The 16668-nt window shown below is 42.3% G+C and carries 17 protein-coding genes; 8 read left to right on the top strand and 9 right to left on the bottom strand.

The window, feature by feature from the left end; genetic code table 11:
* Window positions 1-170: 170 nt before the first annotated feature.
* Both CKK33_RS14535 and CKK33_RS14530 read right to left on the bottom strand, forming a co-directional pair.
* Entirely contained in the window at window positions 171-1178 is a 1008-nt protein-coding gene (locus CKK33_RS14535; protein ID WP_143822965.1) for a hypothetical protein, read from the bottom strand.
* A 9-nt stretch (window positions 1179-1187) separates the two neighbouring features.
* The gene (locus CKK33_RS14530; protein WP_095704799.1) at window positions 1188-1802 is read right to left on the bottom strand and encodes a Crp/Fnr family transcriptional regulator; all 615 of its coding nucleotides are present in this window, start codon (window positions 1800-1802) and stop codon (window positions 1188-1190) included.
* 226 nt (window positions 1803-2028) lie between these two features.
* On the opposite strand from CKK33_RS14530, the gene CKK33_RS14525 reads away from it, so the two are divergent.
* Entirely contained in the window at window positions 2029-2862 is an 834-nt protein-coding gene (locus tag CKK33_RS14525) for an RteC domain-containing protein (protein WP_158223442.1), read from the top strand.
* Between the two features lie 178 nt (window positions 2863-3040).
* Window positions 3041-3382: a helix-turn-helix domain-containing protein gene (locus tag CKK33_RS14520; protein ID WP_095704797.1), complete on the top strand. Its 342-nt coding sequence runs from the start codon at window positions 3041-3043 to the stop codon at window positions 3380-3382.
* Here the strand turns inward: CKK33_RS14520 and CKK33_RS14515 are convergent.
* The 3 genes from CKK33_RS14515 to mnmE all read right to left on the bottom strand — a co-directional run bounded on the left by CKK33_RS14515 (window position 3375) and on the right by mnmE (window position 6868).
* On the bottom strand, window positions 3375-4529 hold the full coding sequence (locus CKK33_RS14515) for a site-specific integrase (protein ID WP_095704796.1): 1155 nt from the start codon (window positions 4527-4529) through the stop codon (window positions 3375-3377). The two genes, CKK33_RS14520 and CKK33_RS14515, sit on opposite strands and share 8 nt — an antisense overlap.
* Before the next feature lies 1 nt (window position 4530).
* A complete protein-coding gene (locus CKK33_RS14510) occupies window positions 4531-4953 on the bottom strand; it encodes a helix-turn-helix domain-containing protein (protein ID WP_158223441.1) in 423 nt (140 codons plus the stop codon).
* Window positions 4954-5503: 550 nt separating this feature from the next.
* Window positions 5504-6868, bottom strand: coding sequence for a tRNA uridine-5-carboxymethylaminomethyl(34) synthesis GTPase MnmE (gene mnmE / locus CKK33_RS14505; protein WP_095704794.1), 1365 nt, complete (start codon window positions 6866-6868; stop codon window positions 5504-5506).
* A 112-nt stretch (window positions 6869-6980) separates the two neighbouring features.
* On the opposite strand from mnmE, the gene CKK33_RS14500 reads away from it, so the two are divergent.
* Window positions 6981-8039 carry a nucleoid-associated protein gene (locus CKK33_RS14500; protein ID WP_095704793.1) on the top strand — a complete coding sequence of 353 codons (1059 nt, stop codon included), beginning with the start codon at window positions 6981-6983 and terminating at the stop codon, window positions 8037-8039.
* Between the two features lie 72 nt (window positions 8040-8111).
* Window positions 8112-8390 (top strand): hypothetical protein, encoded by a 279-nt coding sequence (locus CKK33_RS14495; protein WP_095704792.1) that lies wholly within the window; start codon window positions 8112-8114, stop codon window positions 8388-8390.
* 22 nt (window positions 8391-8412) lie between these two features.
* Here the strand turns inward: CKK33_RS14495 and CKK33_RS14490 are convergent, their stop codons facing one another.
* Together CKK33_RS14490 and CKK33_RS14485 are read right to left on the bottom strand one after the other, a co-directional pair.
* Window positions 8413-8781, bottom strand: a complete 369-nt coding sequence (locus CKK33_RS14490; RefSeq protein WP_095704791.1) for a DUF5655 domain-containing protein — start codon at window positions 8779-8781, stop codon at window positions 8413-8415.
* Window positions 8782-8797: 16 nt separating this feature from the next.
* A complete protein-coding gene (locus CKK33_RS14485) occupies window positions 8798-9601 on the bottom strand; it encodes a TIGR02757 family protein (RefSeq protein WP_095704790.1) in 804 nt (267 codons plus the stop codon).
* Window positions 9602-9739: 138 nt separating this feature from the next.
* Between CKK33_RS14485 and CKK33_RS14480 the strand changes: the two genes are divergently transcribed.
* Window positions 9740-10624, top strand: a complete 885-nt coding sequence (locus CKK33_RS14480) for an AraC family transcriptional regulator (protein ID WP_095704789.1) — start codon at window positions 9740-9742, stop codon at window positions 10622-10624.
* A 44-nt stretch (window positions 10625-10668) separates the two neighbouring features.
* Here CKK33_RS14480 and CKK33_RS14475 read toward each other — a convergent pair whose 3' ends face one another.
* On the bottom strand, window positions 10669-12066 hold the full coding sequence (locus CKK33_RS14475) for a glycosyl hydrolase family 18 protein (protein ID WP_095704788.1): 1398 nt from the start codon (window positions 12064-12066) through the stop codon (window positions 10669-10671).
* A 299-nt stretch (window positions 12067-12365) separates the two neighbouring features.
* Between CKK33_RS14475 and CKK33_RS14470 the strand changes: the two genes are divergently transcribed.
* Window positions 12366-12758, top strand: a complete 393-nt coding sequence (locus CKK33_RS14470) for a hypothetical protein (RefSeq protein WP_095704787.1) — start codon at window positions 12366-12368, stop codon at window positions 12756-12758.
* A 171-nt stretch (window positions 12759-12929) separates the two neighbouring features.
* Complete coding sequence (locus CKK33_RS14465) at window positions 12930-15029, top strand: alpha-L-fucosidase (protein WP_095704786.1); 2100 nt, start codon at window positions 12930-12932, stop codon at window positions 15027-15029.
* A gap of 66 nt (window positions 15030-15095) precedes the next feature.
* Here CKK33_RS14465 and CKK33_RS14460 read toward each other — a convergent pair whose 3' ends face one another.
* On the bottom strand, window positions 15096-15779 hold the full coding sequence (locus tag CKK33_RS14460; RefSeq protein ID WP_095704785.1) for a phosphonatase-like hydrolase: 684 nt from the start codon (window positions 15777-15779) through the stop codon (window positions 15096-15098).
* Window positions 15780-15973: 194 nt separating this feature from the next.
* Here CKK33_RS14460 and CKK33_RS14455 point away from each other — a divergent pair, with 194 nt between their 5' ends.
* Entirely contained in the window at window positions 15974-16651 is a 678-nt protein-coding gene (locus tag CKK33_RS14455; protein WP_095704784.1) for a GNAT family N-acetyltransferase, read from the top strand.
* Window positions 16652-16668: the final 17 nt, after the last annotated feature.

The raw sequence follows: 16668 nt of genomic DNA, 5'->3' as shown, positions 1-16668 counted from the left end.
CTGTAGAAGCAGCCATATTTCTGGAGGTTTTAACACCTGCCGATTACGGTCAATACCAATACAGGGTAGTCGTCGGCAAGATTAGGCAGATCTAAGAATGTACAACCAGCACCCCGGTAGCCTATCATTAACGGCACTTATAACACGTGATCCAAGTGAAATTGCCGCGTTTATGAGTAATAACAATCCGGGTAAAAGCCAACGACCTGGGTGATGGTCTGTCCCTGGTAGGTCTTTGTCAGGCCGATCGCTGTATGCCCGACGGAATTGGTGCCGATGTTGAATGGCAGGCCCGGTTCCGCCTCAACGACATAAACGGTTATGGTCATCTTGGAACCAATATCCGGCAAGGTGCTAAAGCAATTCATATAGGACTTAGGGTCAATCCTGATGCTATTTTCACCAGGCAGATTTGCTACCGGCGGAGCGGATTCAGAGGAGCCTCCGCTTCCGCCGCCACCTCCTGCGTAGTCGCCTCCCGGCGCTATTGCGCCGCCATCAGACAGGCCATCATTATTGCTGGAATATGTACACTGTTGTTCTGAGTAGATGACGACCTCACCTTGCGCGTTCACATAATTCTCATCATTCCAACTGCAGGTTTCCGTAATTGGCTTTAAATCAATTGGTAGCGATGTGGTTTTTATTTTGTTTATTTCAGCCGGCCTGATCTTGCCGATGATCTGGCCATTTGCATAGACAAACCCTTTTAGTAACTTATAAGAGAGGTCGTAAAAAAAGATCCTTCCATAGAAATCAGCTCTTTTCACCTTCGAATGACTTTGCAGGTAGAGCGCATCGGGGATCACTTCCAGGATATTTCCGGACAATGTATCAGCTGAAGTTTTGGTGATGAGCAACTTCCGGTAGCCCAGCGAGTAGCCTTCGAATGTCGGTGTGCCATCTAATCCGACAAGGCCGTAATTAATTTGCTCATTAGCTACGGATGTAAATCTTTCCCATGGAATACCCAGGCCGGGAATCGCAGCGGCTTTTTTGTTAACCGTTTCTTGATTTTGCTGATAAGCAATAGGTGCGTGCTTTTGATACCAGGACTTTGCTTCTGCGACGGTTAACTCCTGATATTTTGTGCCGGTCATCTCTGTATGGTCATTTTCTTTTTTACACCCTGCTATACCGATCACCGATAGAATTATCAATTTTTTTAAGTGTCTCATAAATAGATGTCAGATCTGAGGATTGATCGTTTTTTTGACATTTGTCAAATCGCCCCGTATCCCCCGTACCCTGCTTAATGTTTCCTGGCTGATTCCGAGGTAAGATGCGATCTGGCCGAGGGAAGCTTTTTGAAGGATACCGGGATGTGTTTCCAACAGCCGCTCGTACCTTTCCCTTGCTGTCAATGTGCGTAAGAGTACCGCTCTTTCTTCTGACAGCTGATAATATTTTTCGGTGACGATACGGCCCGTGTAATTGTATTCGGGAAAGTCAGCGTAAATGCCCTGTAATTGGTTCCATGTCATCGACAGCAATTCACTTTCCTCCAATAATTCTATATTTTCCGCGGCTGATTGCTGCGTATAAAAGCTGTAAACGGAGATCATCAGTTCGCCTTTACCCATGAACCAGGAGGTGCATTCCCTACCTTCCCGGGTGAAGTAATAGGCTCTGGCAAAGCCTTTATTGATAAAATAAATTTTTTGCGATTTCTGTCCCTCGCGGAGTAAATGGTGTTTACGCGGCCAATGTTCTTCCTTCAGCGTTTCTCTGAAGCGCTGATCGAGTGCGGCGGACAAAGGTGATATGAAATTCAGCGTCTGTATCAGCAAATCTACATTCATAGTAACTGCACCATCTATTTTGACAATAATCAAAGCAACATCGCTGTTTAGCGTTTTACTTTGTGATTAATCACAAATTGCTTAATAATTAACTTTAAAATTGAAATTTTATTATTCAATGAGAATTTACCTGATAAGGGCTGTTATGTAGCCGATTGATATGATATGCGGATGTCGTCATAATTAACAGGAAAATATTCATATGATTCAATTAAAACTGACTGTCATGGCTGATGAAATGCGAAGTATACAAAAGGATGTTGAAAATCAATTGAATACCTTAGACGCCTCCGGTGAGGTGGAAAGATTCCGTGAATCCCTCACCATTATCGATTCCGGATTAAAGTTACTAAATGAACACGTCGCAAAGACAGGCTTCGCAGAGTTGTCAGAAGAAGTACTGTTCTTTAAAACCATTTATCCGCCAATGGCGGCGCTACGTATCGAGGCCTGTCTTCGTTATAATTTGTACCTGAACAGGCCGATCGGAACGAAAGATGGTCTTAATGACTATTTGAAAGAGAATTTAAAAGGATTGCAAAGTTTTATCCTAATGAATTTCTTTTACTATCAATATTATAAACGCCGGGATACGGAAATGGATTACGCCTATTTCACACGTTCTTCAAATTCGATATTGCTACCGATAACGGAATACATTCCCAACGAGAGGGATACGTCCACACCCATGAGTGGGTTGTTCGCCAAATTTATCGCATATGAAGCTATGCAGGTCATGCTAGTGAAGGAACTGGATCAGTCTGACCATCTTTCAAAAGAACAAGACCCTGCAGAACGAAACATGGGACTGCGCTGGACGGGTGAAGTCGTGAATCTGGTTGAACTGGCTTACGGCATATGGCTTACCGGTCAATTAAACAACGGCAACGCGAGCCTTAACCAAATCGTTACCTGGCTTGAATCGAACCTCCAGGTCAAGATTGGTATCGCCCAGCGCCGGTTTACTGAAATTTCTGCCAGGAAAAGGCTTACCATCACTCACTTTATCGATAGGATGAGAGCTAAGATCATGGAAAAGGCCGATGCAAGTAACGAGTAATTCCATATAGATTTTTAGGTATAATGACCGATTGTTATCATTTACGCGAGGTTTATAACACCGTCGGCTCTTTGGATACACGCATCACTGACTTGTCGGACCTCAGTTGCCGTAATAATTTTCGGTAGTACAGAAATACTAAAGAACTCCTACGCTCAGAAAATCTAAGCTTTGCGATATGGAGCCATTTGAATTTAATGAATTGCCAAAGGTAGTTCGCATGCTTTTTGAAAAAGTCGAATCGATCGAACAGATCGTACTTAAGCTTAAACCGGAGCCGGCAGTGAAAGATGATCTATTAAACTTAGAAGAGGCAGCAGCATTTCTTAAAATTTCAGAAGCATCCCTATATACCAAAGTAAGTCGGAAAGAAATCCCATTTTCTAAACCAGGCAAGAGGCTATACTTCAGCAGGACGGAACTTCAGGAGTGGATCAGCAAGGCCCGGCATAAAACTGCGAATGAGATCCGTTCGCAGTTAAATAAATCAAATGCTAAGTTTAACAACAGGTTTATTTAGGATTTTTGGTTTTACCGTTGTTCTTTCTCATGTTCTTCAAGTTCAGTTTAATTCTTCCGGTCGCTTCGATTTTCATTTTATCTTTGACTTTGGTGTAGATCAATGTTGTTTTAATAACCTTGTGACCAAGTAATTTAGAGACAGTTAAAATGTCGGTACCAAATTCCAATTGCAGTGTTGCAAAAGTGTGCCGGAAACTGTGAAAGGTTATATTTTTTCCAATACCGGCGCTTTCAAGCCAGTCGTTAAATACCGGCTTGACGTTAGAGTAGTGCAAATTATTGAAACAACGCTGATGACCCTCCTCACGTTCACCCAATACTGCAATTGCCTGATCAGACACTGGTAGGATTTCTGCTCCTTCAGTTTTTTCCTGTGTAAATTGCAGATAATATTTGCCAGCAGATCCTCTCACTTCCCCCCAGGTAAGAGTTTTGACATCTGAAAAGCGGAGCCCCGTTAACCCTGAAAATATCGCTGCCCGTTTAACCAAATCAGATTTGGCCGGTGTATCAACTAATAACTGAAATTCTTCCAATTCGAGTTGCTCCCGGTGTGTTTCCTTTAATTTGATCGGGGAAGTCTGGCTTTTAAGGTCAACTGTGATCAATCCCTGCTTGTAAGCTCTTTCCAACGCGCTTCTGAATTTTGCATAATAGTTTGCCGCTGTGTTCCTGCTGATCGGTCGACCACGGCGGCTGATGCCAGGGCCACTAAGCATAAAGTTCTTGTAGTCTTCACAAAGAAATCCGTCAAGGTCGTTAAAGATGACGTCCTGACCGGCAAAGGCCACGAAATAACGATAGGACATCGCATTGTTGTCGCAGTCTGACCTTGTTTTCGTATTGATGAATTCTTTGAAGTAATCAACAAAGCTCGCAGAGCGGTCACGGTTGGAAATAAAGCCATAATTCCTGTTTTGAATATCAAGCAGCCTGTTCGCCCTCAGGTTTTCGACCAGCTCCATGGTCTCCGAATTATGGCGACGTTCAATGTTATTTTCCGGTTTATCGTAAACAAAGATATCCAGAAATTCAAATCGCTGAGGTTTGCCGGTTCTCTTATTTCTGATCGGCGGTGAAAAATCAAGATAAATGGAATGACGACCTCTTGTTAAAGCTTTTTTTCTAATGTGAACCTTAGGCATTTTATGATCCGGGATTCAATACCCTGTCCAGCTCTGATTTGGCGACATATACGAATTTGCCTTCCTGAAACTTGAACAGGTTATTTCGTTTAATGATCTCGAACAGGGCTTTCTCAGAAATATTAAATTTCTTTTGTGCTTCGCCCATATTGTAGCATTCCGAGATAGGTGGAGGTTTGAGCTCCTTTAGCTGAACCACCTGAGGCAGTTCAAATAACTTATCGATATCCTTTCGCGCGACAAGTGTTTTTCTTTTTGATAGGTTAACGGCATTTAGTTTACCCAAGTTGATCATACTGTAGATCATCTTATCAGATGCGCGAAGTAATTTTGCCGCAGTTTTGACATCAAGATAATCTGCGTTGATCTGCTTAGAAGGGGTACCCTCCAGTACCTTTTTAACAACCTGATCTATCGACGCCATTTTCTGACCTCTTTCCTTAGCCTTATAAGAACGTTTGTTACATAGTTTACTGCAAAACCGGGTCACTGTTGTCTTTGCTTCAAAAACATTCCCGCATTGCTCGCATAACCTATTTACCGTAAAATTTGAACTCATTCTAAAAATATTCATTAATCCATTTCCCAGAATTTAGGCAAAATAATTCCACGGGATAATTTCCCTTTTTATAAAAGCATTAATAATCAAATTATTACCCCATGAAGGGGAGATAACCGAGGTCTTAACTACAGATGTATTTTAAATTCTGTCATCAGTTGTTAAGTCCCCAACTTTAAGGGTAATTAAGCGTATATAAGACGCAATAAGCGGAAATAAGGGTATATAAGCGACTTAATTTCTCCCTAAAATTGTCCACTCAAAATTTTTCTGTTTTGAATAACAAGATAGTACCAAAAACAAGAAATACATTGCCAATTATCCAAGAATTTGGACAAATTATAATTTCATAAGTTATTAACAATCAGATATTTAATTTTATTGAGTTGTCGGTTTTTTGGGTTGTTTGGAGGGTCTACTTGCCGATACAAAACTTACTAAATATATTCTCCAACAGATCGTCTGTAGTAACAGCGCCGGTGATTTCTCCTAAGTAGTGCAGCGCTTGCTTAATGTCCATTGCCAGGAAATCGGAAGTGACATCGTTTATTCCATTGAGTACACGGGTGAGGGCTTCCTCCGTTTTTTGCAGGGCTTCCAGGTGGCGTATATTAGTTACCAGTGTTTCGTTCCCGCTTAGCTGGTCTTTAATCGCCGCGCTGTATATACTGGCCTTTAGTTCATCAATATGCTGTTTTTCTTTGGCGGATATAATGATCGCCTTGTCGGTGTGCGGAAGGCTTAATAATTGCTCCTGGTTCAGCAGGTCGGCCTTGTTGGCTATTACCAGCATGGTTACGCCGGGGTGCTGCAGGCTTTCCAGGTCATTGTTTAATTCTTCTATGGTAATTTGCACGGCATCAAACACGTAAAGCAACAATGCCGACTGCCTGATTTTTTCCATGGTGCGTTGTACGCCTATTTGCTCGATGGTATCTGTGGCTTCGCGGATACCTGCGGTGTCAATCAGCCGGAAGTTAATGCCCTGTATGTTCAGCACCTCCTCAATGGTATCCCGAGTGGTGCCGGCGATGTGGCTCACAATAGCACGTTCTTCGTTCAGCAGGGCGTTCAGCAGGGTAGATTTACCCGCATTGGGCCTGCCGGCTATTACTGTATTCACCCCGTTTTTAATAGCATTGCCTAACTCAAACGATTGTATAAGGCTGCTGATGATGCGGATGATGGTATGGATGAGTTGCTTTAGCTGATCACGATTGGCAAACTCCACATCTTCTTCGGCAAAGTCCAACTCCAGTTCAATAAGTGAGGCAAATTGTACCAATTGCTCGCGCAACTGGGCTAACTGGTTACTAAAACCACCACGTAATTGTTGCAGGGCTACTTGCTGAGAGGCCTTAGAGTTAGAGGCGATCAGATCGGCCACTGCTTCGGCCTGTGACAGATCCAACTGTCCGTTTAGGAATGCGCGTAGGGTAAATTCACCCGCTTTTGCTGCCCGTGCGCCTTTCTTGATCAACAATTTAATAATAGATTCAATGATATAGTTAGAACCATGGCAGGATATCTCCACCACATTCTCTCGGGTATAGGATTTAGGCCCTACAAATAGCGCTACCACCACCTCATCCAGTATCAGTTCACCATCGGTAATAGCGCCGTAATGCAGTGTGTGGGTGGCCTGTTTGGTAAGGTCTTTTCCCTTAAAAACACTGTTGGCAATATGTATGGCATCCGGTCCGGAGAGGCGTATAACTCCTATGGCGCCAGCGCCGCTGGGGGTGGCAAGGGCTACAATGGTATCTTCGTTATTGGTCATGAGCGTGGCCGGTAATATAATATTCGGCTGTGCGAATTTCGGTATTTCCGTTGAATGTTATGTTGTTGATGTGCCATAAACCTTTCATCAAAAGTTTTACCTTCGTACAGTTATGATCACATTTTTTGAAGCTTCGCTCGACACCATATCCGTTCATCATGTAGGTAACCAGTCTCAAGGCGAAATGTACGCGCTTTCGCAACAACCTCTTAATCTAAAGGACGATGTGATACCCGCGTTGCTGCTCCAGTATTTTTTGAAACCTTTTGAAAAGGTGAACGAGGTTTACCACCTGATGCATAGCAGCGGAGACCTCGCACTGAACGAGATCCATCATTTTGTAAGTGAAGTTTTTGATGATAAAACAAAGTTTCATGCCACATCTGAACAGATAGCTAAACACCTGCATGCATCAGGCACGCATCCTAACATTAAAGGGGGCGAATTGTACGTGGTGTATTTTAACCAGGTGCAGATAGAGGGGGAGCTTTTGGACGCCATAGGTATATTCAAATCAGAAAATAAAGAAACCTACCTTAAGGTATACCCGGATGCAGGCGGCTTCGCAGTAGATTACGAGCAGGATGCCATCAATATCAATAAACTGGATAAAGGGGTGCTGGTTTTTAACGTGGAAAAAGAAAACGGCTACAAAGTGGTTGTAGTGGATAAAACTACCGCAGGGCAGGACGCTGCAGTTTACTGGAAGGACGATTTTTTGCAGCTAAAGATCCGTAACGATAGCTTTAACCAAACCAGCAACGCTTTGGGCGTTTATAAAAATTTTGTAACCAATAAGCTCGACGAAGAGTTTGAAATGACCAAAGCCGACAAGATAGACCTGCTCAACCGGTCAATGAAGTATTTTAAGGAGAAGGAAACTTTCGACCTGGATGAGTTCGCGGAGGAAGTAATCAGTAACCCTGAGGCAATTGAATCATTCAAGATTTTTAAAAACAATTATGAAGAGGAATTTGATACCAGGATAGCCGACACATTTGAAATATCAGACAATGCCGTTAAAAAGCAGGCGAGGGTTTACAAAAGCGTTCTAAAGCTGGATAAGAACTTCCATATCTACATACATGGTAATAAAGAACTGATAGAGAAGGGCTTTGATGATGGTAAAGCCATGAATTACTACAAGGTTTATTTTAACCAGGAAGCTTAGCAGAATATAATCTTTTTTGCGTTTAAACCATTTCTTTAAGGTGTGGTCATATCTGTATATACCTACAACTTTATGAGAAAATCTATCATTGTTTTATTCGTTTCTGTTTTTGCTTTTGGTTGTTCATTACAAAATAATTACCCCTTAGGAACATCAGAGGCGGAGTTTACTAAAAAGAACAAAATGTTTATTGAAGTGGCTGAAAAATCGTCTCAAAGAACGGTTTATAAAAAGACGCTTCCGGGCAACAGTTATCTTTATTACTATTTTGTTGATGAAAAATTGGTACGTATTGATGAAGGGCAGCTCCAACCAAATGTTGTTATTGAGCGTGTTAACGGAACGTATTAAACCGGAAACTGCAGCTTGCTTATTAAAAGTTTTCCTGGCGGTAGGCAAGTTGCATAAACGCTTTAACTTCTTCATTCACATCATCTATATTAAATAATCTTAGATGATGGTTAAATTGCTGCTGCCCGGGCACCTGCGCTATTTTCTGAAAGCAAAGGTTATCCGCATATTCTTTTCTAAATGGGAAAATTACATGTACAAAATTTTTGCCTAATTGGGTGATCCAGGCGATGCGCTTTTGGCCGTTATCAATGGCTATCATGCTTTTTAAAGGCACTACTTCTATTACTCCAACTTTTGCAAATTCTTCTGTGAAACGATTAAAAAGTGCAAGGGTTGTTTCGCTTTTCCCGTTAGTGAAACCGGATAGTTGATACTCTTCTGATGCCATATCGTTTAAATTAGTCTTATAATTCGGGCAATATTCCCTCAATGCCCCATCTTTCTTCTATCCCAAGTCCAAACAAGGCAAAGTCATATTTAACAGGGTCTGTCGGATCGAGCCGGCGTAAATGTTCCGTTAGTTCAACTGCGGTTTGCCAGTCATTTTGTTTGCGGTTGATGAGCTTTAACTTCCGGGCCACGCGGTCCACATGTAAGTCGCATGGGCAAATCAAATCGGCAGGCGATAGCTTATTCCAAATGCCAAAATCTACGCCTTTATTATCCTTACGAACCATCCATCGCAAAAACATATTCAGTCTTTTACATGTCGATTTCTGTTGGGGTGATGATACGTGCTTTTTGGTACGATGCGGGTAATCAGGCAGTGAAAAAAAATAGGAGCGGAAATGGTTTAAGGCCGCTTCAACAAGTCCGCCAGCCCCCTGAAGGGAGAGTTGTGGTAGAAAAGCATCCTCCAGACTGTCATGATGCTCATAATGCCATCTGAAAAATGATATAAAATACAGCGTATCAATATCATTAAAAGTGCGGTGCTTAAAAGTCAATAGCTTTTTAAGATCGGGCTCTTCATGGTTCATGATAAAATCATAAGGAGCGCCATCCATCAATTCAATCAGTTCCCTGCATTTATTGATAATGGTTACACGCTGCCCCCATGCCAAGGTAGCTGCCCAAAAGCCCATTATTTCAATGTCCTGTTTTTTGCTGAACAGATGAGGAATGCACACGGGGTCCTTAGCAATAAATTCAGGGCGATTATATTGTGCGGCCTTATCATCAAGAAATGCCTTCAGGTTTTCATTCATGTAATTCTTCAAAACTACAAGTCTTTTCCCAAAACTGGCAGTGTCCATCTCTGTATTCCGTCATTCTTAAATTTTTTTATTAAGTATTGATAAAATTTAAAATAATTTATTAATTAGTGTAAAATTATACCCCTATAAGTGAAGCCAAATTTTATAAAATCTGGTAACGAGAACGAAGCATCGTTCAGTTTCCGGGTTGATCACAACCCCGGTATCAATAGTCGCTGGCATTACCACCAGGAATATGAACTTGTTTATTTTAAAAAAGGAAGCGGAACACAGTACGTTGGAGATAGCATTACTAGGTTTTCTGATGGTGATGTAATACTGATAGGCCCGCATCTGGAGCATTACTGGCAGTTTGATGAACACTACTTTCAACCGGGTATTTTGCATGGCGCGGAAGCTTATGTTATACATTTCGAACGTAACTTCTGTGGCAATACATTTTTTAACCTGCCGGAATGTAATGATGTATTGAAACTTTTAGAAACATCAAAACGAGGTGTACAGGTGGGTAGTGGTGCTCCACAAATTGCCCGTTGCCTTACCGCAATGGTTACTTCAGGCAACTATGAACGCCTGGCCTTACTCATATCTGTACTGGGAATTATTGCCGGTGACAGCAGTTCGCGTTACTTGGTGAGCGAGGGTTTTACCGATGCCTCGTCACATGACGACAAACGTATACAGTTAATTATTAACTACGTATCGCGTAATCTGCAAAACAATATATGTTTGGATGATCTGTCTGACATTGCAGCCATGAACCCCACCTCGTTATGCCGGTATTTTAAAGCCCGGATGAACGAGAGTATATCCTCTTTCATCGAGAAAATGCGTGTAGGCCATGCCTGTAAACTAATTAGCCGGGGAGGGATGAGCATTAAGCAAATTGCCCACGAAGCAGGTTTCGGTAATTTGAACAGTTTCCATAAGTCGTTTAAAAAACTTAAAGGCACTACACCGCTTGTATTTCAACAAAGAATAAGCGGACGGCCTACCAGTTTGGTACATACTTAAACAAAAAGAGCGCTTTTAAAAGCGCTCTTTTTGTTAGTTAAGCTTTAGTTGCGAAAGAGTTCCCACTCGGCAAATTGTAATATGCTGCCAGATTGCACCGCCGAAATATTTAGCCTGTAATAAGCATAGCTTGTTGTGTTGCTAACCGTATAGGTTTTCTTCAGCAAGCGTGAAGCGAATGATTGGTTGGCGCGTGTATCCAGTGTTGTCCAGGTGCTGCCATTATTGGAGCCCTGTAAGGTCCAGCTCTTTGGGTCACGTGCAGGAACGTCATTAGCCGAAGTAATAGTGTAGCTTACCACTGTAGCTGCGGTATTGGGTTTAAATTGTACCCATCCCGAAGCGTGCTGGGTAAGGTACTTGGTTGATGCATTGTTATCAATGATCTTGGTGTATTCTTCGCCCGATGGTGACCCTGTTTGGTATTGTGCGGTAAGTACGCCTGCATAATCGGTAATATCGGCACCACTCGGAGGGGTGGTGGTAGTGCCGCCATTATCCAGCGCCGCAAAGATGGCATCAGTATAACTTTTGTTTTTGTTTGCGGCAAATACCATAATACCGGCCTTGTCAGGCGTAGGATGCCACTGCGCCTGGGTTATGGCACTCGCCTGGCTGTTGTAATCGTATGACATGCCCAACATTACTTTGGCATTGCCGAGTGTGTTTGCCCAATAATTAAAACGTGTGGTGTTGTCTTCAAAATATCCCATATCCATTATAAAGTTGAGGTATTGGCTTAAAGCGGTTTCCCGGAAGATTGGGCCTGGGGCGCCACCATCATAAAAGGCACCGGTATATATTTTAGAAGTGCTGTTGGCTGAAAGTGGGCCAAAGTATTTGCCCAGTTCTGTGATGAGGTTACGGTAATTGGTATTGTCTGTAGCGTTATGCTCTACGTCAAGCGAAATGCCATCAAGGCCAACTGTATTTACACAATCATTAATGAATGATGCAAATTGAGTATAATTATAGGCAGTGCCATTATAGGTGGTAAATGGTGTAGCCGTACTCCAAGAGGAGGCGTCATCTACATTCATTAAAACCTTAACACCCCTTGCTCTTAAAGTTTGTATATCAGCCAATACTTGCCTTTTGTTTTTGTAATAAGCGTTTTGCATCCAGCCGGAATTATAATGTACGGTATCAGCCAGTTCCCAAAGCGTGCCTTCAAAAATAACCACAATGTTGGCTTTATCGGTAAAGGTGGTTAGGGGCAGTACACCCTGGTTGGCCGGGGTAACGTCAAAGGCATAATAAGCAACTTTGTTTTGGCCGGAGGCTGGTAGTGCCGCCATGGATAGATTAGCAGTTTTCGCCGCGCTTAAAGCATCGGCACTGTTGGCGGTTTGGCTGGTTAACGCGTTCTCCTTTTTACAGGCTACAGCCAGCAATGCCATGCCGCCGATAAGCAAATGGGTAAATTTGGATTGATTTCTCATAATTACTGTATTAGTGGTTTAAATTTGGTTTCAAAAGGTTTATTGCCCAGGAAGTGCGGGATATTATTGGGGGTTAATTATAGGTATAGGTGTTTTAGAGCTTGATTAACTTTAGTGACATATACAAGTTCAGATTAAATCTTTAGGCAATCATCTCTTAAACTTGCAGTTTATTCACTTTTATTATCTGGCGTTGATAGCATAACTTGTAACCTTGTGTTTACTCTGTTTAATTGTAAGTTGACTAAAACTTATACGGTGATAATGCTGTTCAAAAATTATAGAATAACATATACCCCATGAAGAGAAAAATTGGTCTTATCGCTTTAGTAGTTGTCGTATTTGCGATAATTGGAATAGTTTATTACCGCTATTATTACGTTTTTGGCGAAGGCGTAAAAGCCGGAAGTATGAACTATTTTGTTAAAAAGGGCTATTTATTTAAAACTTATGAAGGCAGGCTGATACAGGCAGGTATAAAAACGCCTACAGGTGGTACAGTGCAGTCAAACGAGTTTATGTTTTCTGTTACTGATGAAAAAGTAGCACAGAAACTAAACGAGAATGCGGGTGCGTACCTCGAGTTGCATTACAAAGAATACCTGCATACCTTACCTTGGAGAGGGGTAAGTTCGTTTGTGGTAGACAGTGTGATGTCTGTCCAGAAAAACAATCCTCAACCCACATACTGATCTTTAAATGCCGGCTAAGAGCCGGCATTTTTTTTATATAACCAGTAAAGTTTGTTTGCAGGCTATTAAGCCATCTTTGCAAAGGCAATACCGGGTGTTTTTATTCTCTGTTTTTTGGTGTTTATTAGTATCATACCCCACAGTATATACCCGTAAACTAAATTACCTATAATGAAGAAGAGATTAAGCCTGTTAGCAAGCTTTCTGTTAATAGTTCATACACTTTTTGCCCAGCCTGCACCCAAGCCTTATGGCATGTTGCCTACCGAAAGGCAATTATACTGGCAGGAAACCGAAATGTATAGCATTATACATTTTAGCATGGCAACCTTTACTGATAAGGAGTGGGGCTATGGCGACGAGAAACCAGCCATCTTTAATCCATCGAACTTTAATGCGGTACAGTTGCTAAGTGCCGCTAAAGCAGCCGGTATAAAAGGTATTGTAGTGGTGGCCAAGCACCACGATGGTTTTTGTCTTTGGCCTACTAAAACCACCGCTCATAATATCGCTAACAGTCCTTATAAAAATGGGAAAGGCGATATTGTGAAGGAATATGAGCTGGCCTGTAAAAAGCTGGGGTTAAAGCTTGGTATTTACTGCTCTCCCTGGGACAGGAATAACGAATACTACGGAACGGATAAGTACGTGAAGGATGTTTACCGTGAACAGCTGCGCGAATTGTATAGCAATTACGGCCCGCTGTTTATGTCGTGGCACGATGGCGCTAACGGAGGGGATGGATATTACGGCGGCAAGAGGGAGCTTAGAAAGATCAATAAAGAAAATTACTATGGCTGGGAAGATACCTGGAAAATAACCCGCACCATGCAGCCGGGTGCCGCTATATTCGGCGATGCAGGGCCTGACGTTAGATGGGTGGGCAACGAGGACGGTACCGCAGGCGACCCATGCTGGGAAACCTTTACACCACACGCCGCGGAAGGCAGCATACCGACCAACGGAAACGTTAATTATATTGAAAGTATAAATGGTACACGTAATGGTAAATTTTGGATACCTGCTGAGTGCGATGTGGCACTAAGGCCCGGATGGTTTTACCATAAGTCGCAGGATGGTCAATCTAAAACACCTTATCAATTGCTTAGGCTTTATTATGAAAGTGTAGGACGTGGAGCATGCCTGGATCTGGGCTTATCACCCAATGCCGAAGGCCAGTTAACCAGCGAAGATATAGGCAACCTAAAAGCTTTTGGAGATATATTAAAGGCAACATTCGTGAAGAACCTGGCTAAGGGGGCAACGTTTATTCCTGCCAATATCCGTGGCAAAAACAAGCTTTTATACGGGGCTGCCAAACTTATTGATAATGACCGCTACAGCTATTGGGCAACTGATGATAAGGTAAAGCAGGCGGATGTAACCGTTGATCTGGCAAAGCCGCAAACATTTAACATTATCCGTTTCCGGGAGAATATTAAACTTGGGCAACGGATCGATTCGGTAAAAGTACAGGCCATGATAGGCGGTAAGTGGGAAACTATCGCGCATGCAACATCTATAGGTGCCAACAGACTTATCAGGCTCGAGCGGAACATTACCGCCGCGCGTCTTCGCTTTACTATATATGCGCCTGTTTGTATTGCACTGAGCGATTTTGGTTTGTTTAAAGAACCGGCTCATTTAACCGCTCCGGTTATAAAAAAGGATAAACAGGGTAGAGTGGAGATAATGACCGAGGCACCTGTAAAAGCATTACGATACACTACCAATGGCTCACAGCCAGGCGCCCAATCAGCATTATATTCCGGTCCGTTTGAAATGCCACTCGGTGGGACTGTAAAAGCCCTGGCATTCGAGGATGGCGGTAAACAAAGTACCGTAACCACGGCTGTATTCGATATCAGCAAAAAAGGCTGGAAAATTACCGATGGTGAAGATGCTTATCCGGCGCTGATGGAAGCGATAGATGACAATCCGTTAACCTTTGTTACCATGAAGGAGCAGGCAAATGGAAGCGCGGTGTTGATGGTAGACATGGGGCAGCAACATACTATTCACTCGTTTACTTATTTACCAAGGCAGGATAAGCGTGTAGAAGGTATCATCAGCGGTTATACTTACATGGTAAGTAGTGACGGCAGCCATTGGGAAATTGCGGCTAAAGGCGAGTTTTCCAATATTAGATCCAGCCCGGTGCAGCAGGTAGTAGCTTTGGAAAAACCTGTTACCGCGCGTTATTTTAAATTAATTGCCAATACACTTATCAGCGGTAGCAAACCTACTATCGCCGAGTTGGGTGTAAGATAATTATAAAGCGCAAGCGGCGTTGAAAGTACAACGCCGCTTGCGCTTAAATCAAACCCTCAGAGAATGTTAATGAATAACTAAAGCTGATAACTGCGATAAGTTATCAATTATAGCATCGGGGTTAGCCTGCTGCAATTGGGTTTTAGTATGTGCCCCGGTGGTAATACCAACGGTTAAGCCACACCCTGCATTTTTTCCTTCTTCAATATCAATAATGGAGTCGCCTACCTTGGCTACTAAACTACCATCATTTATTCCAAACTTTTGCATCGCATGAAAAATCATATCCGGATTGGGCCTGTTGTTTGGCACATCAGAAGCGGTTACCAGGGTATTAAATGTTTGTCCTTCTTTCCACTCCAGCTTGGCTAATAATAATTCGGCTGTTTCGCGGTTATACCCTGTATTGAGCACGGTAAGAATGTTTTGCTCTTTTAATTTATTGAAGAGTTCTGCAGCATTGGGTTGTGGTTTAACTTCAAAGTGTTTGTAGGCAGCACCTAATTGTTCAATAAAATTATTATATATCTGATTAATCAGTTTTTCGTCCACGATGTTCAGATATACCAACAGTATAGACCGGATAGCCTGTTTTTTTTCTTTACCCGCGCCTTCTGCCAAAACCTGCTCAAGGTTAAGCGTATATCCCGCGTTATTAATTGCGGTTAAAAGCGTTTTGTATACCAGGTTGTCCTCATTAATGGTGGTACCAGCCATATCAAAAACCACCATTTTAATTGTGTTACTCATAAAATACTTATAATACAGTTTAGTTTAACTAAACTTTAATTCCTTTCTGTGCAAATAAAGGTAGTAAATGTAAAGTATTTGTAAACATTGTTTTATTTAAAAAAGTAACGCGTTGTGTTATATTTCAAGTAAAATTGGCATTCAGGTGATATTGTTGTTAGCGTGATTTGAATGAGTTTACGCATCTTTACACTATGACACATGTACTCGATAATCCTATCTATAATGCTTTAACAACCGGTAACAAACACTTAGCAGTTGAGGCCGGAGGTGCCTTTCATTTTGAGAACGATGTAGCGCCATTCGCCGGCACGAAAGATAATTCATTAGCAGATCTTGAAGCGTTTGTTGAGCATATGTCTGATGATAGGGTATATGTGCTTTTTACCCCTGTTAAACTTAATATTCCTGATGAGTTAAAAGTGTTAAGGCATTTTAAAATGTTCCAGATGATCTATGAAGGAAATGGCCATATGAATGAAATGGACAGTTCGCTAACCAGCCTTGATGACCAACATGTTGAAGAAATGCTGGCATTAACCAAACTGACAAACCCCGGCCCGTTTTTACAGCGTACAATCGAGTTCAGTAATTATACCGGCGTGTTTACTGATGGTACTTTAGTTGCGATGGCAGGGCATAGAATGCGGCCTTTACCTTACGTGGAGATTAGCGCCGTTTGTACACACCCTGAGCATACCGGCAAAGGGCATGCCGCTAAATTGCTACTGGAACAGGCGAGGCGCATCATCGCCGCAGGCAAAATTCCTTTTCTGCATGTATTACAGGAAAACACAGGGGCGATAAAGGTTTACGAACGCGTTGGTTTTAAAACGCGCAAACCCATATTAGGGTATGTACTAAGTAAATAAAAAGGGTTGGGAGTGTA

Origin of the sequence: Mucilaginibacter sp. MD40 (assembly GCF_002288635.1) — a bacterium.
Lineage (GTDB): Bacteria > Bacteroidota > Bacteroidia > Sphingobacteriales > Sphingobacteriaceae > Mucilaginibacter.
This window is presented reverse-complemented; position numbering and strand designations above follow the sequence as displayed.

Excerpts from the sequence above, each read along its gene's own strand:
- CKK33_RS14535 (WP_143822965.1), bottom strand. The coding sequence starts at position 1,178 with ATGAGACACTTAAAAAAATTGATAATTCTATCGGTGATCGGTATAGCA.
- CKK33_RS14530 (WP_095704799.1), bottom strand. The coding sequence starts at position 1,802 with ATGAATGTAGATTTGCTGATACAGACGCTGAATTTCATATCACCTTTG.
- CKK33_RS14525 (WP_158223442.1), top strand. The coding sequence starts at position 2,029 with ATGGCTGATGAAATGCGAAGTATACAAAAGGATGTTGAAAATCAATTG.
- CKK33_RS14520 (WP_095704797.1), top strand. The coding sequence starts at position 3,041 with ATGGAGCCATTTGAATTTAATGAATTGCCAAAGGTAGTTCGCATGCTT.
- CKK33_RS14515 (WP_095704796.1), bottom strand. The coding sequence starts at position 4,529 with ATGCCTAAGGTTCACATTAGAAAAAAAGCTTTAACAAGAGGTCGTCAT.
- CKK33_RS14510 (WP_158223441.1), bottom strand. The coding sequence starts at position 4,953 with ATGGCGTCGATAGATCAGGTTGTTAAAAAGGTACTGGAGGGTACCCCT.
- mnmE (WP_095704794.1), bottom strand. The coding sequence starts at position 6,868 with ATGACCAATAACGAAGATACCATTGTAGCCCTTGCCACCCCCAGCGGC.
- CKK33_RS14500 (WP_095704793.1), top strand. The coding sequence starts at position 6,981 with ATGATCACATTTTTTGAAGCTTCGCTCGACACCATATCCGTTCATCAT.
- CKK33_RS14495 (WP_095704792.1), top strand. The coding sequence starts at position 8,112 with ATGAGAAAATCTATCATTGTTTTATTCGTTTCTGTTTTTGCTTTTGGT.
- CKK33_RS14490 (WP_095704791.1), bottom strand. The coding sequence starts at position 8,781 with ATGGCATCAGAAGAGTATCAACTATCCGGTTTCACTAACGGGAAAAGC.
- CKK33_RS14485 (WP_095704790.1), bottom strand. The coding sequence starts at position 9,601 with ATGAATGAAAACCTGAAGGCATTTCTTGATGATAAGGCCGCACAATAT.
- CKK33_RS14475 (WP_095704788.1), bottom strand. The coding sequence starts at position 12,066 with ATGAGAAATCAATCCAAATTTACCCATTTGCTTATCGGCGGCATGGCA.
- CKK33_RS14470 (WP_095704787.1), top strand. The coding sequence starts at position 12,366 with ATGAAGAGAAAAATTGGTCTTATCGCTTTAGTAGTTGTCGTATTTGCG.
- CKK33_RS14465 (WP_095704786.1), top strand. The coding sequence starts at position 12,930 with ATGAAGAAGAGATTAAGCCTGTTAGCAAGCTTTCTGTTAATAGTTCAT.
- CKK33_RS14460 (WP_095704785.1), bottom strand. The coding sequence starts at position 15,779 with ATGAGTAACACAATTAAAATGGTGGTTTTTGATATGGCTGGTACCACC.
- CKK33_RS14455 (WP_095704784.1), top strand. The coding sequence starts at position 15,974 with ATGACACATGTACTCGATAATCCTATCTATAATGCTTTAACAACCGGT.